General features: G+C 68.7%; 22 protein-coding genes and 1 other RNA gene. 12 read left to right on the forward strand and 11 right to left on the reverse strand.

Annotation, left to right across the window (positions count from 1 at the left end; genetic code table 11):
• Positions 1-295, reverse strand: an RNA gene (rnpB, locus tag VIM54_RS11440) — RNase P RNA component class A; the annotation flags it as partial.
• 50 nt (positions 296-345) lie between these two features.
• Between rnpB and VIM54_RS11445 the strand changes: the two genes are divergently transcribed.
• From VIM54_RS11445 to VIM54_RS11465, 5 genes are all read left to right on the forward strand, one after another.
• A complete protein-coding gene (locus VIM54_RS11445; protein ID WP_331901440.1) occupies positions 346-1,032 on the forward strand; it encodes a response regulator transcription factor in 687 nt (228 codons plus the stop codon).
• Positions 1,032-2,387 carry a HAMP domain-containing sensor histidine kinase gene (locus VIM54_RS11450; RefSeq protein ID WP_331901442.1) on the forward strand — a complete coding sequence of 452 codons (1,356 nt, stop codon included), beginning with the start codon at positions 1,032-1,034 and terminating at the stop codon, positions 2,385-2,387. Before VIM54_RS11445 ends, VIM54_RS11450 begins: the two co-directional genes overlap by 1 nt.
• 104 nt (positions 2,388-2,491) lie before the next feature.
• Entirely contained in the window at positions 2,492-3,919 is a 1,428-nt protein-coding gene (locus VIM54_RS11455; RefSeq protein WP_331901443.1) for a ferredoxin reductase family protein, read from the forward strand.
• Positions 3,916-4,422 carry an FMN-binding protein gene (locus VIM54_RS11460; RefSeq protein ID WP_331901445.1) on the forward strand — a complete coding sequence of 169 codons (507 nt, stop codon included), beginning with the start codon at positions 3,916-3,918 and terminating at the stop codon, positions 4,420-4,422. Before VIM54_RS11455 ends, VIM54_RS11460 begins: the two co-directional genes overlap by 4 nt.
• 7 nt (positions 4,423-4,429) lie before the next feature.
• Complete coding sequence (locus tag VIM54_RS11465; RefSeq protein WP_331901447.1) at positions 4,430-5,200, forward strand: FAD:protein FMN transferase; 771 nt, start codon at positions 4,430-4,432, stop codon at positions 5,198-5,200.
• Here VIM54_RS11465 and VIM54_RS11470 read toward each other — a convergent pair.
• The 6 genes from VIM54_RS11470 to VIM54_RS11495 form a co-directional block, all read right to left on the reverse strand.
• Positions 5,197-5,937, reverse strand: a complete 741-nt coding sequence (locus VIM54_RS11470) for a zinc ribbon domain-containing protein (protein ID WP_331901448.1) — start codon at positions 5,935-5,937, stop codon at positions 5,197-5,199. The two genes, VIM54_RS11465 and VIM54_RS11470, sit on opposite strands and share 4 nt — an antisense overlap.
• Positions 5,938-5,955: 18 nt before the next feature.
• The gene (locus tag VIM54_RS11475; RefSeq protein WP_331901449.1) at positions 5,956-6,774 is read right to left on the reverse strand and encodes a Nif3-like dinuclear metal center hexameric protein; all 819 of its coding nucleotides are present in this window, start codon (positions 6,772-6,774) and stop codon (positions 5,956-5,958) included.
• Between the two features lie 50 nt (positions 6,775-6,824).
• On the reverse strand, positions 6,825-9,500 hold the full coding sequence (locus tag VIM54_RS11480) for a purine-cytosine permease family protein (protein WP_331901451.1): 2,676 nt from the start codon (positions 9,498-9,500) through the stop codon (positions 6,825-6,827).
• 18 nt (positions 9,501-9,518) lie between these two features.
• Positions 9,519-10,415, reverse strand: a complete 897-nt coding sequence (locus VIM54_RS11485; RefSeq protein WP_331901452.1) for a DMT family transporter — start codon at positions 10,413-10,415, stop codon at positions 9,519-9,521.
• A 161-nt stretch (positions 10,416-10,576) separates the two neighbouring features.
• Positions 10,577-10,741, reverse strand: a complete 165-nt coding sequence (locus VIM54_RS11490; protein WP_331901454.1) for a hypothetical protein — start codon at positions 10,739-10,741, stop codon at positions 10,577-10,579.
• A gap of 133 nt (positions 10,742-10,874) precedes the next feature.
• Entirely contained in the window at positions 10,875-11,717 is an 843-nt protein-coding gene (locus VIM54_RS11495; protein WP_331901456.1) for a Ku protein, read from the reverse strand.
• 106 nt (positions 11,718-11,823) lie between these two features.
• On the opposite strand from VIM54_RS11495, the gene VIM54_RS11500 reads away from it, so the two are divergent.
• Positions 11,824-14,319 carry an ATP-dependent DNA ligase gene (locus tag VIM54_RS11500; RefSeq protein ID WP_331901458.1) on the forward strand — a complete coding sequence of 832 codons (2,496 nt, stop codon included), beginning with the start codon at positions 11,824-11,826 and terminating at the stop codon, positions 14,317-14,319.
• A 224-nt stretch (positions 14,320-14,543) separates the two neighbouring features.
• Here VIM54_RS11500 and VIM54_RS11505 read toward each other — a convergent pair whose 3' ends face one another.
• Complete coding sequence (locus VIM54_RS11505; RefSeq protein WP_331901459.1) at positions 14,544-14,786, reverse strand: hypothetical protein; 243 nt, start codon at positions 14,784-14,786, stop codon at positions 14,544-14,546.
• Positions 14,787-15,146: 360 nt separating this feature from the next.
• On the opposite strand from VIM54_RS11505, the gene VIM54_RS11510 reads away from it, so the two are divergent.
• Entirely contained in the window at positions 15,147-15,485 is a 339-nt protein-coding gene (locus VIM54_RS11510) for a DUF427 domain-containing protein (protein ID WP_331901460.1), read from the forward strand.
• 3 nt (positions 15,486-15,488) lie between these two features.
• On the opposite strand, the gene VIM54_RS11515 is transcribed toward VIM54_RS11510, so the two are convergent.
• Positions 15,489-16,778, reverse strand: a complete 1,290-nt coding sequence (locus tag VIM54_RS11515) for an LCP family protein (RefSeq protein ID WP_331901462.1) — start codon at positions 16,776-16,778, stop codon at positions 15,489-15,491.
• A 170-nt stretch (positions 16,779-16,948) separates the two neighbouring features.
• Positions 16,949-17,080 carry a hypothetical protein gene (locus tag VIM54_RS11520; protein ID WP_331901464.1) on the reverse strand — a complete coding sequence of 44 codons (132 nt, stop codon included), beginning with the start codon at positions 17,078-17,080 and terminating at the stop codon, positions 16,949-16,951.
• A 447-nt stretch (positions 17,081-17,527) separates the two neighbouring features.
• On the opposite strand from VIM54_RS11520, the gene VIM54_RS11525 reads away from it, so the two are divergent.
• A complete protein-coding gene (locus VIM54_RS11525; protein WP_331901466.1) occupies positions 17,528-18,211 on the forward strand; it encodes a hypothetical protein in 684 nt (227 codons plus the stop codon).
• A gap of 22 nt (positions 18,212-18,233) precedes the next feature.
• On the opposite strand, the gene VIM54_RS11530 is transcribed toward VIM54_RS11525, so the two are convergent.
• Entirely contained in the window at positions 18,234-18,836 is a 603-nt protein-coding gene (locus VIM54_RS11530; protein WP_331901467.1) for a TetR/AcrR family transcriptional regulator, read from the reverse strand.
• 206 nt (positions 18,837-19,042) lie between these two features.
• On the opposite strand from VIM54_RS11530, the gene VIM54_RS11535 reads away from it, so the two are divergent.
• The 4 genes from VIM54_RS11535 (at position 19,043) to VIM54_RS11550 (ending at position 21,808) form a co-directional block, all read left to right on the forward strand.
• Positions 19,043-19,639 (forward strand): DUF6230 family protein, encoded by a 597-nt coding sequence (locus VIM54_RS11535; RefSeq protein ID WP_331901468.1) that lies wholly within the window; start codon positions 19,043-19,045, stop codon positions 19,637-19,639.
• Complete coding sequence (locus VIM54_RS11540; protein ID WP_331901469.1) at positions 19,639-20,106, forward strand: DUF6114 domain-containing protein; 468 nt, start codon at positions 19,639-19,641, stop codon at positions 20,104-20,106. Before VIM54_RS11535 ends, VIM54_RS11540 begins: the two co-directional genes overlap by 1 nt.
• A complete protein-coding gene (locus tag VIM54_RS11545; RefSeq protein ID WP_331901470.1) occupies positions 20,103-20,762 on the forward strand; it encodes a hypothetical protein in 660 nt (219 codons plus the stop codon). Before VIM54_RS11540 ends, VIM54_RS11545 begins: the two co-directional genes overlap by 4 nt.
• A 98-nt stretch (positions 20,763-20,860) precedes the next feature.
• A complete protein-coding gene (locus tag VIM54_RS11550; RefSeq protein WP_331901471.1) occupies positions 20,861-21,808 on the forward strand; it encodes a 5'-3' exonuclease in 948 nt (315 codons plus the stop codon).
• Positions 21,809-22,016 lie beyond the last annotated feature (208 nt).

A 22,016-nucleotide genomic window follows, 5' to 3' on the forward strand; every position in this document is an offset into this window, starting at 1 on the left:
TCTAGCGGTCTACCCGGAAGCTGGGCGAGCAGCCCGTAACGCTTCCTGTCTGACCTTGCTCCTGGCGAGGTTTACCTAGCCGACCCGATCACGCGGGCCGCTGGTGGTCTCTTACACCACCGTTTCACCCTTACCCCGAACCGAAGTCCGTGGCGGTCTGCTTTCTGTTGCACTTTCTCGCGGGTTACCCCGGGTGGGTATTACCCACCGCCCTGCTCTGCGGAGCCCGGACGTTCCTCGGCGCTTCCCGCGCCCTCTCGGGCCCGGAATGCGACGCGACCGTCTTGCCGACCCATTCGATAGGACAGCCTACGGCACCACCAGACTCACGCCGGTAGGGTGTTGATGGTGACGAGAATCCTGGTCGTGGAAGACGACGCGGCCATGGGCGCGCTGGTGGAGCGCGGGCTGCGCGACGAAGGCTACGACGTGACGCTCGTGGGCAACGGCATCGACGCCCTCATCGCCGCGGCGAACGAGGAGTTCGGCGCCGCGGCGATCGACGTGATGCTGCCCGAGATGACCGGATTCGAGATCTGCCGGCACCTGCGCAACCACGGCAACACCCTGCCGATCCTGCTCCTCACCGCCCGCGACGCCGTGGAGGACCGCGTGTTCGGGCTCGACTCCGGCGCGGACGACTACCTCACCAAACCGTTCGCCTTCGTCGAGTTCAGCGCCCGGATCCGGGCGCTGGTGCGCCGCGAGGCCTCCTCCTCGAAGCCCGTCGTGCGGGTCGGCCAGGTGTCGCTCGACGCCGAGACCGTGCGCGCGACGATCGACGGCACGGCGTTCCCGCTCAGCACGAAGGAATTCACCCTGCTCAGGCTGCTCGCGACCCGCAAGGATACGACGCTGTCCCGCACGGAGATCCTCAGCGAGGTGTGGGGCACGACCAAGCACATCGACCCGACGATCGTCGATCAGTACGTGCGCTACCTGCGCCGCAAGCTCGAGCCGGTGGATGCCGGTTTCACGATCGCCACCGTGCGCGGCGTCGGCTACACCCTGCACGTCGACGACGAGGTGTGATGGTGCTCTCTCGGTTGTCGATCCGGGCACGGATCACCCTCGGCAGCATCCTCGTCGCGGCCGTGATCTTCTCCATCGCCCTCGTCGCGGTGCGCGTGCAGGTCGCGACGATTCTCACCACCGCCGACTCCACTCTCGCCCGGGGAGACCTCAACTCCTTCGCCGAGGAGATCATCGCGAAGCCGGCGAACACCCTCGACGACCCGGGAACCGGTGTGCTTCTGTTCGTTCGCGCGCCGGACGGCACGGTGCAGGTCGACACGATGCCCCACATCATCCGCGAGCACCTCGAGCACCGCGAGGGCGCGAACGAGGAGTTGACGCAAGACGTCGAGGGGATGGACTTCGTGGTGGTTGGCCGCGCCGTCCACACGAGCGCGGGCACCTGGTCGCTCTGGGCGGCGCGCAGCACCGCGTCGAGCGCCCTCGCCCTTCAGGGCCTCGACTCCACCCTCATCATCGGCGCCCTCGTGCTGCTCGCGGGATTCGGCGTCGCGTCGTGGGTTCTCGCGTCCGCCGCCCTCCGACCCGTCGAACGGATGCGCCGGAAGGCCGAGCTTCTGGGGGCCGACCCGAGCGAGGGCGGCCTGCCGGTGGGTCCGGCCCAGGACGAGATCGCGGAACTGGCGTCGACGCTCAACGCGCTGCTCGACCGCATCCGCCAGTCGACCGAACGTGAAAAGCAGATGGTCTCGGATGCCGCTCACGAGCTGCGCACACCGCTGTCCGTTCTCAAGACCCAGCTCGAGCTCGCCCACGACGACTTCGGCGACGCCGACGCCCTCGCCCGCCAACTGGTTGCCGCCGAGGTCTCGGTCGAGCGACTCTCCGCCCTGGCGACCAACATGCTGGAGTTGTCGAAGCTCGAGGCGGCCGGCACCCCCACGACGCCGAGCACGACCGAACAACTGGTGACCGAACTGATGGGAAGCGTCGACCGTGCCCGCATGCTCGCGATCGCCAAGGACGTGGATGTGGCGTTCTCGGTGAATGTGACCGGGGAGGATGCGGCGTTCGCCCTGGGCCAGCACAGCTTCGGCCGGGTCGTCGACAACCTGCTCTCCAACGCGATCGCGGCGGTGCACGAGGAGGGATTGGTGACGGCGTCGCTCACCACGGAGGCGGCTGGCCTCGTTCTGGAGATCCGGGATGACGGGCCGGGGATGCCGGAGAGCTTCCTCCCTCACGCCTTCGACCGCTTCTCGCGGCCAGACGACTCGCGCACCTCGAGTACCGGCGGCAGCGGGCTGGGACTCGCCCTCGTCGGAGCCATCGTCGACTCGTCCGGCGGCAGCGTCTCACTGCGCAACGGCGACCCCGGACTCGTCGTGACCGTGCGGGTACCGCAGATGTGAAAACTCTCACGGCGCTGATGCCCGCTTCACGGTGCCTGCATAGCTTCTGAGCCAATGCTGAACCTGTCGCCGAATTCCGGCGGCCGCGATTCAGTCAGGATGCCATGCCCTCCCAGACGCAGACCCGGCAGTCGGCCCAGCCGATGCCTCGCCGCGCCGGAGCGCCCCGCCCGGACCGCCGCCGCCAATACCGACGCCGTGCGCGCGCCGCCGACCTTCTCGTCGCCGCCCTCTGGTCGTCCGGCGCGGTCGCCATCGCCCTCTTCCTCGCCACCGGCGGGATGTCCAAGTTCTCCACCGTGGCCGGCGCCGTCACCTCGTTCGGCATCATCGCCGGCCTCGTCGGCACCGACTTCATCCTGGTGATGCTCGTGCTGGCGGCCCGCGTGCCGATCATCGACAGCACCATCGGGCACGACCGGGCCATGGCCGTGCACCGGTCGCTCGGCAAGCCGGCGCTCTACCTGCTGCTCGCACACGCCGCGTTCCTCCTCGTCGGCTACGGGATGACCGAGGGGATCAATCCGGTCGCCGAGGTCTTCAGCCTGCTCGCCATCCCCGACATGCCGCTCGCCTTCGTGGGCCTCGGCCTGCTGATCGTGGTGGTCGTGACCTCCTTCGTGGCGGTGCGCAAACGGTTCAGCTACGAGGGCTGGCACCTCGTGCACCTGCTCAGCTATGCCGCGGTGATCGTGGCGATCCCGCACCAGTTGAGCGTGGGCGGCATCCTCGCCCAGGGCAGCCTGGAACGCGCGTACTGGATCTCGCTCTACGTGCTCGCGCTCGGCGCGATCATCACCTACCGGTTTGTCGAGCCCGTGGTGTCGAGCCTCCGGCACCGCATCCGGGTGCAGAAGGTGGAGACCGTCGCTCCCGGCGTCGTCTCCATCCACATGACCGGGCATGACCTGCGCGAACTCGGCTCGTCGGGCGGACAGTTCTTCATCTGGCGGTTCTGGACGGGCCGGACCTGGTGGCACTCGCACCCGATCTCCCTGTCGGCGATGCCGACCGACCGTGCGGCTCGCATCACGGTGCGCGACCTCGGCGAGGGATCGGGCAGCATCAGCCAGATCCCGCCGGGGACCCGTGTCTCGCTCGAGGGCCCCTATGGCCTGTTCACCGATCGGGCCCGCTCCGCCCCGCGATTGGCGATCGTCGTCGCCGGCATCGGCATCACGCCGGTTCGAGCACTGCTCGAACAGTCCCCCCTGGCACCAGGAGAGGCCACCATCCTGCTTCGGGCATCCGACGAGCAGGAGACCTACCTCTGGAACGAGATCATCTCCCTCGCCAAGAAGAAGGGCGCCACCGTCTACACGATGATCGGGCGCCGCGCGAGAACCGGACGCACCTGGATGCCGGCCGCCGACGCGCAGCGCGGCGTGAGCCTGCGCAGCGTGTTCCCCGATCTCGCAAAATCCGACCTCTACATCTGCGGCCCGACCGTCTGGCTCGACCTCGTCGAAGCCGAGGCCCGCGCGAGCGGACTGCCGCAACACCAACTTCACACGGAAAGGTTCGACTGGTGAGAACACGCGCAACATTGACCGGAATCTTCGCCTCGGTAAGCGTCCTGGTGATCGGCTGGCAGTTTGGAGCCGCCGCCATCAGCACGGCGACCTCCGCCTCGCATGGCACAACCACGACAGGAACCTCGACCGGCGCAGCCCCGGCCGGCACACCGACGACCGGCGCATCTAACGGATCAGCGTCGACCGGAACCACGACGGGAACCACCGCGGCCGCCGGACCGAAGGACGGCTCGTACACCGGCACGAGCGAGAGCACGCAATTCGGCAACGTGCAGGTCAAGGTCGTCGTCGCGGGCGGGAAGATCACCGATGTGCAGTCACTCCAGCTCACCGACAGTGGTGGTAGGTCCGTTCAGATCAGCAACTATGCCGCCCCGATCCTGAGGTCGGAAGTGATCAAGGCACAGTCGGCCAAGGTATCCAACGTGAGCGGGGCGACTTACACAACCGATGGCTACCTGAGCTCGGTTCAGTCGGCCCTCGACCAGGCCGGATTCTGAGGTTTCGATGCGCCACGTCTTCTTCACCATGGGCACGGCGGTCTCCGTCGAGTTGCCGGGGGTCGACTCGGCGGGTCCTGCCCTGGAGAAGGTCGAGGAGATCTTCGCCGAGGCAGACCGCCGATTCAGTCTCTACCGCGCAGACTCCGAACTGAGCAGGATCGCGTCGGGCTCCCTCGCACTCATGGCGTCGAGCCCCGAGCTGAGGAGGTCGTACGCCGAGGCGCTGCTCTGGCGCAATGAGACAGGAGGGGCTTTCACCCCCCACCGTCCGGACGGCATCATCGACCTGAACGGCATCGTCAAGGCGGAGACAATCGAGCGGGCGGGCTCCGCGCTGGATGACACCGGATTCCCGGACTGGAGCATCAACGCCGGCGGCGACATCCTGTGCCGCGGTTCGCAGTCGCCCGACGTGCAGTGGACGCTCGGCATCGCGGACCCGGCCGACCGGCTCGCCCTGCTGTGCTCGGTGACGCTGACCGGCGACCGCCGGGCGATCGCCACCTCGGGCAGCGCCGAACGGGGCGACCATATCTGGCGCAACGGAAGCCTCGAACCGACGGAGTTCGTGCAGGCCACGGTTGTCGCGAGCAGCATCGTCACTGCCGACGTGCTCGCCACGGCGATCGTCTCCGGGGGCGGGGCGAGCCTCGACGAATTCACCGCGCGCTGGTCGATAGATGCACTCACCGTGGATCGCGCAGGCAACCTCCGGGCCACACCCGGCTTCCGCAGCGCGCTCGCCACGCCGCGCGTGAGCCCGCTTCTCGCCTAGAGTCCGGATTCGGCCGTGCGCACCAGGATCGCGCTGCTGTCCGGGCAGAGCAGAACCTCGTCGGGGTCGGCGGACCGGATCGCGGCCATGTCGTTCTCGTTGAGTTTCACCCCGCTCGCGCTCGACACTCCTCCCCGCAGCAACGACGCCCCGAAACCGTAGCGCGCCCGCTGCCGCTCGTACAGGGCGAGGAGTTCCTCCGGCAGTTTACCGGCGATCGTCGACCGGTTGGCCGCCGCGTGGGCGCGTTCGCTCGTGAGCGCCTCCAGCACGGCATCCTTCTCGGCCGCCGCCGCCGCGATCTTCACCGCGAGCTCGTCGTGCCGTCCGGTCAGTTCCGCCGCCGCCGCCTCGAGCCCCTCCACGCGCTCCATGACGCCGAGCTCGATCTCCTCGAGGTCGAGCTGCCGGCGCCTGAGGCCGGCGAGTTCGCTCTCGAAGCCCGCGACATCCTTCACGGACGACGACCCCTGAAGGCGCTCCGTGTCCCGCTTGATCCGCGCCTCGACGACCGCAACGTCGGACTCGATGCGGCCGAGCTCCCGGCGCGCGTCTTCGAGCGCGCCATTCGAGCTCGCGAGCTCGCGGCGGAGCGCGTCGGCGTCACTCGAGAGCCCGGCGAGGACGGCGATCTCGGGCAGCGTCTTGGCCCGGTGGTCGAGCTGCTGAAGGCGGGTGTCGATCGCCTGGAGTTCCAGGAGGTGCGCCTGGTCGTTCGGGCTGGCTTTCAGTGGCATGTGGCCCTCGCTTGCTGGTTATTGGACAATCGTAAAATCCCACGGGTCGGTGCGGATGTCGCTCACGGTCACGTCGACTCCCGGCAGCGCGGCACGCAGCTCGGCGGCGGCGGTGTCGAGCCACAGCCACTCGCTCGCCCAGTGCGACACGTCGATGAGGGCGGGCCCGCCGCCGACGCGGGAGTTCTCCCGCGATTCGGAGGCGGGATGATGCCGCAGGTCCGAGGTGATGTAGACGTCGGCGGCGAGAACCGCCGGTTCGGACAGCAGCGAATCGCCGGCTCCCCCGCACAACGCCACCGTGCTGACCGGGCGGTCGTATTCCCCGGAGACCCGGATGCCCGAGGCGGTCGCGGGGAGGATCTCGACCAGCATGCGCGCGAGCCGGCCGACCGTCGTCGGCTCGGCGAGCCTGCCCACCCGTCCGATTCCGCGGGTCGGCGTCTCGCCGCTCGTGATCGGTCGCGGGTCGACGAGTCCGAGCGCGGCGGCGAGCACGGCCGATGTGCCGGTCTCGACGACGTCGGCGTTGGTGTGGGCGGCGATCAGGGCGCAGTTCGCCCGGATCAGGCGCGCGAGCACGGCCCCCTTGTAGCGATCCTCGGCGATCGAGGTCACTCCGCGCAGCAGCAGCGGGTGGTGAACGAGCAGAAGGTCGGCGCCGGCGGCTGCCGCCTCATCCGCCACGTCGAGCACGGCGTCGACCGCGAGATGGATGGTCGTGACGGTGGCGGCCGGATCGCCCGAGAGCACACCGGGGGCGTCCCACGCCTCGGCGCCGCTCATGGGCCACAGTCGCTCGACGACCGCGTTGACGTCGACGACGGTGTGAGGCATGAGGCCATTCTACTTTCAGAGCGCGCACGACCGATTGCCGCGGGGTGCGATCAGGCTCGCGCCTGCTCCTGGCGCCGCACCGTCGGCACGCCGGCGACGAGCGGGGTGAGCACACCCAGCGCGAGAGCCACCAGCACACCGATGTCGGTGCCGCCCAGGTCACTCGTCACCGGCACTCCCACCGCCGCGAACAGGTAGCCTTCCCAACCGAGCCAGGCGACCGTCGCGCTGGTGAACCCCAGCCCGACGGCGGTCGCGACGACGAGCATCGACAGGTTCACCCAGTTGACCGCCGGATATACGCCGCCGCGGGCGACGAGCGAACCGGTGTCGAACCGTCGGCGGCGGATCAGCATCTCCGCCGCGAAGATGCCCGCCCAGGCGGCGACGGGCACGGCGAGCGTCGTCGCGACATCCCGGAAGAGCGGCGCGACATCCGCCACCGTGTAGCTGAGCAGCATCGCGATGGCGAACAGCAGGGCCCCCATGATCACGGTCGCCCAGGGCCGAAGCACCCGCAGCCCCGTGGCCTGCAGCGCGAATCCGCCGGAGTAGATGGTCAGGATCACGCCGGAGAGCAGGCTCAGTGTCGTGGCGGCGAGGAGCGGTATCGGATACCAGGCCGGCAGGAGGGTCACGATCGTGTCGATCGGCGATCGGGCGAGTCCGGATGCCGTGGTCGGGTTGGACGCCGCCAGAACCGCGCCGTAGGCGATGAGCAGGAATGGCGCGAGAGTCGTTCCGAACGGCGCGAGAAGCATGGACGCGGCTCCGGAGGTTCCCCGTCGCTGGTAGCGCGCGAGGTCGGCGCTGCTGTTCGCCCAAATGAGGCCGACGAAGCTGAAGACGAGAACAACGCCCGTCACGACCAGGATCCACGGTCCGTCGCCGATGGTGAGGGCCTTCGTGATGTCAACCGACGTCCAGGTGAGGCCGACCAGGCCGGCGATGAGAACGGCCGAGACGATGCTCAGCCCCAGCTGGATGCGCGCGAAGAGCCCATAGCCGAAGTAGGCGACGACGAGCGCGATGAGGAACCCCGCAGCCATCGCGAGCAGGGTGACCTGACGCTCGCTGAATGCCCCGGCCAGCCGCGCGCCCACCAGGATGCGCGCCGTCGACGCGGCGAGTAGCCAGAGCAGCACCGCTCCCCAGAACAGGCGCGTGATCACCGCGAGAACCGCCGGAAGGATGTTGCCCACGTGCCCGAATGTCGCCCGGGAGGCGACCATGGTCGGCTGGCCGCTCCACTTTCCGGCGAGGGTGCCGAGTCCGAGCGGCAGGTAGGAGATGGCGACTCCGAGGAACGCCGCGACGATCGCCTGGCGAAGGCTCACCCCGAGCGAGATCAGGATGCCGCCGAAGGCGAGGCTGAGCACGGAGGAGTTGGCCGAGAACCACAGCCAGAACAGCCGGGCCGCCCGTCCGACGCGCTCGTCGACAGCGGTGGGTTCGATTCCGAAAGACTCGACGGCGAAGGCCCGAGGTGCATGCCGCTCCTCGTGGGGAATGACGGTTTCGGCGGGGGACGTCCGCGGGGTCTCGAGGGGCGTGATCGGCGCCGCGGCCGTGCCGGGTTGCGCGATCGCGACGCCGCTCGGCGTCACAGCGAACGGGCCGGTCGCATCCGACGGGACCCGGTCGGTCTCGTCGACGTCGTCCTCGGGTTCGACGTCGTACAGGGGGCCGGACACCGGCTGCGAGCCCGTGCTGAGTGATCCGAACTCCGGATCGAGCACCGGAACCGCTCCCGCGACCATCGGGTCGACGGGATGCGGGTAGTCGGCGGCGGAGGGCACGATCGACGACCAGGTGGGCACGGCGGCTGCGGCTGCGGCCGCCTCGACCGGTGCGCGGTTGATCGGTGACGGTTCGACCAGGTCGTAGGGTCCAGACGGCGGCGCGGTCTCGTCCGAGTTCTTCGCCGCCTCGAGGAACTCGAGGAAACCCTCGTCAGGGGTGAGGACACCGGCGAATCCCGGCCGCGCCTCCTCCACGGAGCGGATCGCCTCCGGGGTGCCGATGGCCAGCATCCGCGACTCCCAGTCGCGATAGGCCGTCGCCTCATCGGCGCGGAGCCTCAGCTGGTCTTCGAGCTTCCTCATCGCGTTCGCCGTGCTGCCCTCGGCCACGGCCTGCCCGTCGAATCCGCGCACGAGGTCCGCATCGGGCAGGGACTCACGGTGCGGGGGCGGCGGGAACACGGTTGCCGCCGGGGCGACGGGGGGCGACTCGGCCGGCGGCGGAATGGGCGGCAGTGCCACGGGAGGACCGGTGGGCGCCGGGAGGTCGGCGAGCGGGATCTGCCTGGTCGGTGCGGGCTCCCCCGACGGCTGGGGCTGCTCGGCTGGCTGCTCGGCTGGCTGCTCGGGCGGACGCACCGGCTCGGCCGGTTGCGGCACGGGGGCGGCCGCCGGAACCGGAGGCGCCGGGACGGGAGTCGCCTCGGTCGCCGCCTCGGTCGGCGGGGCGGTCGGCGGAGCCGGAGCGGCGGTCACCGATTCGGAGAGACGCTCCGCCTGGGGACGCGCCGGTTGCGGATCGGGCCTGATGATCGAGATGGGACCGGAGTACCCCAGGCGCACTGACTCCTCGGAGAGCGCCGCTGCGAGCGCGTCGTCGTCGTAGACCGCCGGGTCGTCCGTCGACGCCGGCTCCACGGGGGTGCGAGGCGCTTGCGACTGCCCGGCAACACCGCTCGTTTGCGCGTCGTCGTCAAATCCCATGCCCAAGATAATACGGGTTCAGCCGATTTTCCCCGGGAGACGGGCCGCAACCAGCACGCAGACCGCCCCCAGGATCACGGCCAGACCGACCCATCCGGTCGCACTGAGCCGCTCCCCCACGACCACGACGGCCAGTACCGTCGCTACCACGGGCTCGATCAGGGTGATGGTGGTCGCGGTGCTGCTCCGGATGGTCCGCAGGCCGATGCCGAAGAGCAGGTAGGCGACGAACATTGGCCCCACGGCGAGGTAGGCGGTGATGCCGATCGTCGTCGACGACTGCAGGAGGGGCCCTCCCGTCGCCAGCAGCACGGGCAGCAGCGCCACGGCCCCGACGCCGAACATGGCCCCCACCACCGCTCGGCTGTTCGTGCGGCCGTGCATGGCCCTCGACGAGGCGTAGGTGTAGAACGCGTACGACAGGCCGGCGAGCAGGCCGAGCAGCACCCCGACTGTCACCGAACCGCGGCCGGCGGAGCCATCGGTGCCCGGGCGACCGGCGAGCGCGAGCAGGGCGACGCCGAGCACGGCAGCCGCGGCGCAGCCCAGCCAGAGCCGCGTCGGGCGTCGGCGCTCCACCGCCCACTCCAGCAGCGCGGCGAAGACCGGGCCTGAGCCCAGCGACACGACGTTGCCGATCGCGACGCCGGCCAGGTTCATCGACGAATAGAAGGCGAGCGGATAGACGACGACCCCGACCGCTCCGGCGAGAATCCAGCCGCGCGAGTCTGGTTCGCGCAGCACCTCAAGCACCCCGCGGGCCGAGGTCGCGGCGAGGAGGAGGCCGCCGATGGTCATCGTCGCCGCCCCGATGGCCACCGGACTCACCGAGCCCGGCATCCCAGTCGCGGCGGTGCCGGTGGTTCCCCACAACACCGATGCGAGAACGAGGGCGAGGACCCCGGGCTTCCTCACTGCGCTCGGCGCCGGCCGGAGAACTCGATACCCACGAGCACCGACTATATCGGGCTGCCTCTATCGGGCTGCCCCCTATCGGCCTGCGTCCGAGCCCGTAAAGCAAGAGAGGGCGGTGCGGCCGAAGATCGACCGCGCCGCCCAGTTCTGATTCAGACCGCTCAGATGCTGCGACGCCCGGTGATCACCCGCACCAGGAAGACGATGACCGCGATGATCGCGAGCACGATTCCCACCCAAACCAGGAAGTTCAGCGAGTGGATGAATCCGCCGGTCACGAGCAGGACGACGGCGATGACCGCCACGATGATGAGAAGGAGGTTCACGACTATGGAGCCCTTCTGTGGTTTCGCGAGGACGGTGTGCCGCCTTCGCCTCGCAAGCTTAGGAAGATCACCTAGCCGTGAACAGGGGCTTGATTCTCCGTCGATCCAGGGGTAAGCGGTCGCCGCTGAGCGCTCAGCCCGCCGACTTCCCGGTCTTCCGCTTCGTCTTGCGCGGCTCGCCCGCTGCGCCGCGATTCTTCTCGATGCTCTTGCGCAGCGCATCCATCAGGTCGAGCACCTCGCCGCCTCCCCGCTCCGGCTCCTCCTGCTCGCCGAACGTCTCGGCCGTGCTGATCGCGTCGCCGTGGGCGAGCTTCGCCTCGATGAGTGTGCGGAGTTCCTCCTGGTATTCGTCGCTGAACTTGCTCGGGTCGAAGTCGGAGGCGAAGCTGTCGACGAGGGACGACGACATCTCCAGCTCCTTCTCGGTGACCCGGGTCTGTTCTCCGAGCGCGGGGAACTCGGCGTGACGCACCTCGTCGTCCCACAGCAGAGACTGCAGCATCAGCACGTCGCCGTGCACCCGCAGCGCGCCGAGCCGCGTCTTCTGCCGCAGGGCGAAGTGCACGATGGCGGTGCGATCGGTCTGCTCGAGTGTCTGCCGCAGAAGCACGTAGGCCTTGGGCGACGTGGAATCCGGTTCGAGAAAGTAGCTGCGGTCGAACATGATCGGGTCGAGCTGGTCGCTCGGCACGAATTCGACCACTTCGATCTCCCGGCTGCGCTCCGCCGGCAGGCCGGCGAGGTCCTCACTCGTGAGCACCACGGTCTTCTCGCCGTCGTCATAGGCCTTATCGATGTGGTCGAAGCTCACGATCTTGCCGCAGATCTCGCACCGCCTCTGGTACCGGATGCGGCCGCCATCCTCGTCGTGCACCTGGTGCAGCGCGATGTCGTGATCCTCGGTTGCGCTGTACACCTTCACGGGCACGTTGACGAGCCCGAAGGTGATGGCGCCGGTCCAGATCGCTCGCATGCCACAATTCGACCACATGCGGCTCCGCCGGGCGAGAGTTGACCTGAAGACAATTGCGAGTACATTCGGTCTCGAACGACCTCCGACCCTGTGCGAACGAGGACCGATGACGCCCGACGATTCCGAAAGAGTGACTGTCGACGGTCATCGCCTCACCCTGACCAACCTCGACAAGGTGCTCTACCCGTCAACGGGTACCACCAAGCGCGACGTGCTGGCCTACTACGCGGAGATCGCGGAGGTGCTCGTTCCGCACGCGGCGAACCGGCCGGCCACCCGAAAGCGCTGGGTGCACGGCGTGGGCACGCCCGAGCATCCCGGCCAGTCCTTCTTCCAGAAGAACCTCGAGGACTCCGCCCCGAGCTGGGTGAAGCGGAGGACGATCCAGCACAGCGACCACGCCAACGTCTACCCGCTCGTGAACGACCGCGCGACCCTGGTCTGGCTCGGCCAGATTGCCGCCCTCGAGATCCATGTTCCGCAGTGGCAGTTCGGTCGGACGGGAGCCGTGCGCAACCCGGACCGCCTCGTGCTCGACCTCGACCCGGGTGAGGGAGTGGGGCTCGCCGAGTGCGCCGAGGTGGCACGCTACATCCGGGCGATCCTCACCGGGATGGGTCTCGACCCGATGCCGGTGACGAGCGGCAGCAAGGGCATCCACCTCTACGCGGCCGTCGACGGCGCCCAGACCTCTGACCAGGTGTCGGCGGTCTCGCACGAGCTGGCGCGGTCCCTCGAGGCCGATCATCCGGACCTCGTGGTGAGCGACATGAAGAAGGCGCTCCGTGGCGGGAAGGTGCTCGTCGACTGGAGCCAGAACAACGCCGCGAAGACGACCATCACGCCGTACTCGCTGCGGGGCCGGGCCCACCCCATGGTCGCCGCGCCCCGCACCTGGCGGGAGCTCGCCTCGCCGGATCTCGCCCAGCTCGACTACCGGGAGGTGCTGCGCCGGGTGAAGAGGCGCGGCGACCCGCTCGCGGGAGTCGTCTCCGGCCACCTCGATTCGCTCGAGCCGACGGCGGCGCGGATGCGGGGATTCGAGGCCACACCCGACCGGCTCCACGCCTACCGCGGCATGAGGGCCGCCGACAAGACGCCGGAGCCGGTGCCCGCCGACGCCCCGGCGCACTCGAACGGGCAGTCGTTCGTGATCCAGGAGCATCACGCGCGCCGCCTGCACTTCGACTTCCGGCTCGAACACGACGGCGTGCTGGTGAGCTGGGCACTGCCGAAGGGCGTGCCCACCGACCCGCAGCACAACCATCTCGCCGTGCAGACCGAGGACCATCCGCTCGAGTATGGCGAGTTCGAGGGCACCATCCCCCGCGGAGAATACGGGGCCGGCGCGGTCTCGATCTGGGATGCCGGCCGCTACGACCTCGAAAAATGGCGGGAGGGCGAGGAGGTCATCGTCACCCTGCACGGGCGCGAAGGCAGCGGGCTCGGGGCACCGCGGCGGGTCGCGCTCATCCATACCGGCCGCGACGAGAAGTCGGCGCAGAACTGGCTCATTCACCTGATGCAGGATGCCGGGGCCGCGTCGGTCGCGCACCCATCGGCCGCTCCCCCGTCGGCCTCTCCCCGATCGGAACCCTCGGCGGGTGATCCTCCGCCGAACACCACAACGCCGATCGCCCCCATTTCAATCACCCCCATGCTCGCGACGCTCGGCACCGTGCGCGACGTGAGGGATGACGACGACTGGGCCTTCGAGATGAAGTGGGACGGTATCCGGGCCATCGCCACGGTCGAGAACGGCGCCGTGCGACTGACGAGCCGCAACGGCAAGGACCTCACGGCGAGCTACCCGGAGCTCGGCGAACTCGGCAGTGTCGTCTCGGCGGGGACGGCGACCATCGACGGCGAGATCGTCGCCCTCGACTCGCGCGGACGCCCCGACTTCGGCCTGCTGCAGACGCGGATGAACCTCACGAAGGCGAGCGACGTTGAGCGGTCCGCCCGTTCGGCACCCGTTCATTTCATGGCGTTCGACCTGCTCGCGGTCGACGGCAGGAGCCTGCTCGCGGCACCGTACGACGAGCGTCGGGCTCGCCTCGAGGCCGTGCTCGCACCCGAAGCGTCCAGCGGCATCCAGGTTCCGCCCTCCCTTGAGACGACCGTCGACTCTGCCGTGGCGGTCAGCCGCGAGCTGGGGCTCGAGGGTGTCGTCGCGAAGAGCCGGTCCGCTCCGTACCAACCAGGGACACGAGCGCGGTCGTGGATCAAGATCAAGCACCACAAGACCCAGGAGGTCGTGATCGGCGGGTGGCGCCCCGGCAACGGTCGACGGGCGTCGAGCATCGGCTCCCTCCTCGTCGGCGTGCCGGACGGCGATACGCTGCGGTACGTCGGTCGCGTGGGCACCGGCTTCACCGACCGTCAACTCGATGACATAACGCGCACGCTCGGCCCTCTGGCCCAGGATGTGCCGTCCCTCGAGGGCGTTCCGGCGGCCGACGGCGCCGACGCGCGGTGGGTCACTCCCACTCTCGTCGGCGAGGTGGAGTTCGCCGAATGGACGTCGAGCGGCCGGCTGCGCCAGCCCTCGTGGCGAGGCTGGAGACCGGACAAATCTCCGGCCGAGGTGCGGGTCGAATGACCGGGTTCGCCCGCTGCCGCGCGATTAGTAGGGTTCTGTCTCAGAAAAAGAGGAAAACCCTCTTTGGTTTCGATTGAGGAGGACGGTTGTGGGAAAGCTCTTGTACGGCCCGACGATCGAGGTGATCTTCGACGACCGGGTGCTCGCGCACCTCCAGTTGGTCATCGGGCTCAAACTTCGTCGCGGTGAGAGCTTCTTCTTCTCGTGGCGTGACGAGCAGGACGTCAGGCCCGCCGTGCTCGCGCGGACGGGCGCGCGATGTCGGCCGTGCCGACGAAGTAGTGAACCGCGGCCTCCCAGCTGTCGAAGCTCACGTCCCGGCGCGGCGCATCCATCGCCATCACCTCGAACACTGACCCCCGCCGCTGAATGAGGCCGAGAATTTTATCCGGCGAATGCTCATCCACTCGGCCGTCGCCGACCCGCCACTCGTTTTCGGAAATGCGGCGAACTTCTATGTCCGCCACCGGACAACTCCTGCGAGTCGCTTTCACACCAAACCCCCTGCTTGAAGCATCGCTGTGCGTGCTCCCCGTTGCCGGGACTGAATCGTCTCGTCTACCTTGCGGAATCAAGGCTAGGTCAGTTTTCTCCACAATCAAGGGATTGACATTTCCGGGTCGCGATGGGTATTCCGGGAGGGACAGATTCCGGCCACGGGTCTGGGCAGAAGCGCACATCGTCGAGAAGGAGACTTCCATGAGCGTTCGGATGCGGGAGATGCTGGGGCGCAGCCTGGTCGAACTTCGGCACGAGTCGACCGCAAAGCGGGTGCGGGGCTGTGTCGACGACACGGTCGTCGTCGACACCGATCACGCCGCGCTGGTGTGGGAACCCCGTCGCGTGGTGCACACCTACGCCGTGCCTCTGGCAGACCTTCACGGCGAGGTTCGGGATGCAGACCCGAGTCCAGACGGCGCCGACGAAACCGGATCGAACCCAGCGCCACGCGCTCCCGGTGCGCATACAAGGGCGAGGCGTCTTACTCGTCGGTGCGGATGCCGGATCGCCTCGAGCGGGACATCGCGTGGCGCCACAACGACCAGCTCGACGATGCGACGCGCGTCGGCGGCCACGTCGCATTCTTCGACGAGCGAGTCGACACGGTGGTGGATGGCGTGGCCAGGGCGCGCCCCGTCACGCCGTGGTCGCGGGCGCGGGACTGATGGCTAGCGGTTGCCCTTGGTGCAGGTCTGCTGCGACGCCGACTGTCCGGAGACGTCGGACGGCAGCGCGACGGCCGACGACGCGGGATCCGGCGTGGCCGAACCGGTTGCGGACGGCGTAGCCGGAACGGTGCCGCCCGGAGCCGGTGTGGCCGGCGCGGCCGGGTCGACCTCCGCGGCGCGGCCCGTCTTGCCGGTGAGGGTCACGGGCTGGTCTGCTCGTAGCGCGGCACTAAGAATGTTCGCGGACGACTGCTGGGCGATCACCCTGGCGGGGTTTGCCGGGTCGCCGATGGTGGGGTACTGCAGGAACACCATGTTCTCCAGCCCGATGCCCTTGAGGGCGAGAGCGATCGAGACGAGGTTGGTCGGTCGCGTGAGTCCGTCGGAGAGCTGCATGTTCGCCACGGCGGCCTTGGCCAGCGAGTACAGCGTGAGCGGGTTGCTGAGCACCCCGCCGCTCGTCACCTTGCGCATGAGGGCCGAGAGGAACACCTGCTGGTTGCTGATGCGACCCAGGTCGCTTCCGTCGCCGACGCCATGGCGGCTGCGCACGAAGGCCAGTGCGGTTGCCCCCTCGAGGGTCTGCTGGCCGGCCGCGAGGTCGAGTCCCACGAACTTGTCCTTCACCGGGGTCGCGAGACACACGGTGACCCCGCCGACGGCATTGGACATCGCGATGACGCCGCCGAAACTGATCTCGGCCGCGTATGCGATGCTCAACCCGGTCATCTTCTCCACGGTGAGCACTGTGCAGGAGAGTCCGCCGCGGGCGAGAGTCGAATTGAACATGACCCCGCTGGCCGCCGAACGATTTCCGCACGCGGGCGCCGACACGATCATGTCCCGGGGGAAGCTCACCACCGACGCGTTGGTGTGGTCGGCGGAGATGTGCAGAAGCATCGTGACGTCGTTGTTGCCGGCTCCGGAGCTCCCGGCCAGATCGCTCTTCGTCTCGAATCCGGCCTGCCCGGTGCGGGTGTCCGTGCCCACGAGCAGCAGGTTCGCCCCACCCTCGATCGCGCCGATGTCCGGCACCGGCTTCGCCTTGGTACCGGGAAGCGTGGCCAGGTGGATGCCCGGCTTGGAGTTCGAGACCGTGTCGTAGATCGCAAAGGCGGCCACCGAGGCGGTGCTCACCGCGAGCACTCCCACGACGGCGGCAAGCCACTTGGCTGCGGTGGCTAGCGGATGCCGCGAATGCAGCTGCCCGTGCCTGGTGGGCGCACCCTCGCTGCGGTTTCGGTTTCGCGGGCGCAACGGAGGCGAAGCCGATGGCAGATTGTCCGTCATGTCGTCACCCTTTTCCTCGTCGTCCAGCAAGACATCATTGAAACTTAGCCCATCTGGCCTCCACAACCTCTGTGAATGGCGCCGTTCGCGGCGTCTTTGCGGGCAACATGGGCCGACGCGTCGGCCCCGCGCGCACGAATTGGCCCCGCTCACGGCGCCAACGGAGAGCGTCAGTCGAGGGCGACCACCGTCGCGGTGCCGCCGGTGAGCCGCAACAGCTCGTCGAAGGTGGCGGGGAACACGGCGTGCGGATGCCCGGCAGACACCCACACGCGTTCGTACGTCCCGAGTGAGACAGCCACGAGGGTGCGAAGCCGCTCGGGGTGCCCGACCGGCGCCACCCCGCCCACGATCTACCCGGTGGATCTCTTCACCGTGCCTGCCGACGCGCGAGTGAGGGAACCGCCGAGCCTCTCGCCGAGCAAGTGAGTGTCCACGCGGTGTGCACCGGAGGCGATGATCATGATCACTTCCTCCTCGAGTCTGAACACGAGCGAGTTGGCGATCGCCCACGTCGACTCCGAGCGCGGTCGCCGCCTCGAGCGCCGTGGCCGTCGATGCCTCGAACCAGCGGGTTCTCGGCTCGATGCCGTGTGCGAGCAGCACCTGCTCGACGACCTGGACCTCGTGGGGCGTGTCATCGATCGCCCTGGGAGTCTAGAAGAGGCTCTGGTACCGTTGAGGGCTTAGTCGCCCGACGTGCGAACCGCCCGTGCCGAACCGATCCGTCGGCGCAGGACCGCAAGCCTATGAATTTTACTCGCCGCCTTCTCGATGCTCGCCACACTCTGGTGCCGGGCCGTCGCGCCCCACGGCGCACGAGGAAGGCCCTGTCGGTGTGCGCGGCGAGCGCGGCGTTCGCCCTCATCGCGATCTTCCTCGTGCCGCCCGCCCCGCCCAGCGCGGCGGAGCAGCTGGACGCTTACATCGCCGCGCACGCCCAGACGATCGCCGTGAAAGAGACCGTGCAGCTCAACGGCGTCGACCGCGATTCGTACTCCGCCACGGCCGGCCAGCAGTCGTTGGCCGCGGCCGGCACGAACTACGACTGGGCGAAGCTCGTGCTGGTGTCAGGGGGATGGCCGACCTCGGACTCCAACGTCACCGTCCTGGTGCGCTGGATGCGGCAGGAGAACGGTCCGCCGAGCTGGTTCAACCGCAACAATCCGCTGAACAACGGCCTCGGGTCCGGCGGCGGCGGCGGCACCGGCAGCTATCCCAATCTCGTCGTTGCCGCGCAGAAGGTCGCCGAGAACCTGCACCGCAACTCGGCCTTCGGCACGATCGCCGCAGCCTTCGCCGCGTCGGCGCCGACCAACATCACGGAGCAGGCGATCTGGGCGTCGCCGTGGGCGAGCAGCCACTATGCCAACGGGGCGCACTGGCACTCCAGCCCGGTTCCCGTGGTGAAGGCTCCGGCCAGCGCCTGGTAGCGATGCGTGCGGAGTTGCCGGCCTAGCCGACTGCGCCGGGCTCCACCGACGCCGCAATGGCCGTCACGGTTCGCTCGAGGAACAGCACGATCTCCTCGGAGGGCATCTCGGTGTTGAGCGCGCTCTCGACCAACGCCTCCTCGGCGAAGGCGACCCACGATCGCAGGGCGATCCGCAACAACTCGGAGTCGGCGATGCCCAGCTCCAGGAACACCGCGATCACCCGCTCGGCCTGCGAGGCGCGGGCCTGCTCGACCACCTCGCGCACCTCCGCATTGCCGCTGGCGGCACCGCGCACGAGCGAGAAGAAGGTCTCCCGGTGGTCGCGCACGAACTTCACGATTCTGGTCAACGTGTCCCGCAGCCGATCCAGCGGCGGCAGGTCATGAGACGGCTCGGTCGCGTGCAGCATGCTGTCGCGAGCGGTGCGCACCACCTCGCGGTGGAGGCCGTGCTTCGAACCGAAGTAGTAGAAGAGGAGCCCGCGCGAAACACCCGCCTGCTCCGACAGGTATTCGATGGTGAGCGCCTCGAGCGGTCGGTCCACCAGCGCCGCCACTCCGAGCGAAACGAGCTGGGCGCGACGCTGCTCCGGGGTCAATCGGGTGCGCCGATCCGCTTCCATGCTGCGAGCCTATCGGCAGCGACTCCTATTGACATCTCGTCAATAGGCTGTAGCGTCGCTGCTGCACGACATCGGCGCCGGAGGGCAACTTTCGCTACGGATGGCACGATTCGACTCGTGATGGGTCGCTCTCGCAACGAAGCTCGGCTCGAACGACGAGGCGCTGCGCCCCCGCGCAGTGCTCGGCCTGGATCAAGGAGGATCTCATGAAGTTCCGAACTCTCACGAAAACCCATGCCGGCAGGATCGTTCTCGCCGCGGTTCCGGTGGCCGTCGTGTCCACCGTGCTGATGGCGGGAGTTGCCAACGGAGCGGTTCCCGTCTCGTTCGCGGTGTCCGGCAGCCAGTTCCAGATCAGCGCCACCCAGCTCGACGGCACCGGGTTCTCCCAGTACGCGGGGGTCACCAATGACACGGCGGGCAAGCCGCACCAGGTCGCCATCGCCAACATCGCCTCGGCGAACCTGGCCGACCTCTGCCAGTCGGTGGTCACCGACACCCCGCTCGGCAAGGTCGGTCTCGTCATCACCGCGGGAGGCGGCGGCAAGCCGGCCACCGCCACCGACCTCCAGATCGGCATGACCGATCTCAAGGGCGACTCCACTTTCAACAACATCCGCATCGGTGTCGACGCGTCGACGGTGAAGACCAGCCACAAGGGCACGGCCGGCGACTTCGCCCAGGACGCCGACACGGTCAAGATCGCGCACCTCGAGCAGACGGCATGGTCCACCCAGGCGTCGGTGTTCACCCTCACCGGCATGCACCTGAAGCTCACCGACGGAACCAAGGGGTGCTTCTAGTGAACGCCTCGGCCCAGGCCGAAATCGGCCCAGCGGTCGTGAGCAGACGGTCCACCTTCCACGCCTGGTCCAGGCGCAGGCCGTTCCTCGGCGGAACACTCATCGCCCTCGCCGGGGTGGAGATGTTCTTCTCCGGGCAGCTCGACATCGGCAAGATCCACGTACAGGTGGGCATCGAGGGGCTGCAGGCCACGATCATCCCCGTGCTCCTTGTGCTGCTCGGCGTTCTGGCCGTGACGATGCCGGTGCACCGCATCTTCTACGGCGTGCTCGCCCTCGCTGTGTCGGTGTACTCCCTGATCGGCGTCAATCTCGGCGGATTCTTCATCGGGATGCTGCTGGGCGCGGTCGGCGGCGTGCTGGTGGTCTCGTGGATGCCGACGCCGGCCGGGAGCGCCGCCGCCGAGAAGCAGGACTCCGCCCTCTCCGACGAGTCGCCGCCCCCGCTGGCATCGAGTCGATCGTGACCGGCATTCCGGCCAAGACCGCGGTCACCGTCTGCCTCGTGGTCGCCCTGGCGAGTATCGGCGCGGCAAAGGCCCCGGCCGCCGAGCCGGCCCTGTGCATCCCGCTCGTGACGCAGTGCGGTGCGGCCACGCCCTCGCCGACGCCCACCCCCGGCCCGGTGCCGACCCCGATCGTCCCGCTGCCGGGCCTCGGCGCGACGCCGGGCGCCACCCCGCCCGTGTCGGCCCTGGCCGACCCGGACGCGACCACCTTCACCCTGCCGGCCGCCCAACTCGGGGGTTCGTCGATCTCGATCAAGGGACTCCACTCCGTCACCGCGGTGACGGTGCCGCTCGCGAACGGCACCCGCACCCCCGTGCTCAAGATCGTGGCCGACGACGTCGTCGTCGACGACTTCATGCTCGACGTGCGCAAGGCCACCGGGCCGTCGCTCGTGACCAACGCCACGCGCATGCACCTGCACGGCAACGTGCGCATCTACCTCGATTCGATCACGGGGTCGTTGCTGGACGGCACGGCGCTTACCCTCGGTGCGGCGACTCCCCCGCCGGGCAACGAGCTGCCGCCGACACTGCTGCGGGTGAACCTCGGCCTCGTCGGCGTGACCGCCGGTTCGATCGTCTTCACGTCGCCGCACCAGTCGCTGAAGGGATAGCGGCATCCCTCCGAGGGTCTGCGACGGCCTCGGTCGACCGTGAGAGTCCCCGTCCCGCGGGGCTTCCCCGAATCGTCGCTGCGCGCCACACTGGACGGGTGACGGATGGCAGACTGATGCTGCTGGACACGGCGGCGCTGTACTTCCGCGCGTTCTACGGGATTCCCGACACAGTGAGGGGCCCGGATGGAAGTCCGGTGAATGCCGTGCGCGGGCTGTTGGACATGATCGCCCGCCTGGTCGGCGACTTCCGGCCGACGGAACTGGTCGCGTGCTGGGACGACGACTGGCGACCGCAGTGGCGCGTCGACCTCATCCCCAGCTATAAGGCGCACCGGGTCGCGGAGGTAGTGCACGGCGTGCCCGATGTCGAAGTCGCGCCGGATCTGCTCGTGCCGCAGGTGCCGATCATCGTCGAGATGCTCACCGCCCTCGGAATCGCCATCGTCGGCAGGCCCGGATACGAGGCGGACGACATCATCGGCACGCTCGCCGCGACGGCGCCCGGCCCGGTCGATGTAGTCACCGGAGACCGCGACCTGTTCCAGGTGATCGACGACGCCCGGGGGGTGCGCGTGGTCTATACCGCCCGGGGAATGAGCAATCTCGAGATCGTCACGAACGGCGTGCTGCTCTCGAAATACGGGGTCACGGCCGCGCAGTACGCCGACTTCGCTGCCCTGCGTGGCGACGCATCCGATGGACTGCCCGGTGTCGCGGGCATCGGCGAGAAGACGGCGGCCTCCCTGCTTGCCGAATTCGGGACGCTCGACGGCATCATCGCGGCGGCCCAGGATTCGCACTCTGCGCTGTCTGCACGGGTGAGGGAGAAGATCCGCGCCGCCGACGACTACCTCTCTCGCGCCCGGGCCGTGGTCGCCGTCGCGCGCGACCTCGAGCTGCCGGCCTTCGACGCGAGCATCCGAATTCCGGATGCGGGTCGTGATGAGATCGAGCGCCTCAGAGCCCGCTGGGGCCTCGGTGACTCGGTCACTCGCGCTGTTGCCGCGCTCGACCTCGCCGCCCAGGCGCCGTTCCCGAATTGACCGACCCTGCCGCCGGGTTCGCGGTGCTTGTCCGACGCTGACCAGCACTTTATATGGTGGGCCCTACCGGGCTCGAACCGATGACATCCACGGTGTAAACGTGCTCGGGCTTGGAGCCGACCAGACTGGACCAGAGCGGACCATAGGAAACACGGGGAATTCAGTCTGGTTAGTGCTCGCTGATACCGGTCCGATCTGACTGTTCACC

Source organism: Lacisediminihabitans sp., assembly GCF_036569425.1.
Taxonomy (GTDB): domain Bacteria; phylum Actinomycetota; class Actinomycetes; order Actinomycetales; family Microbacteriaceae; genus Lacisediminihabitans.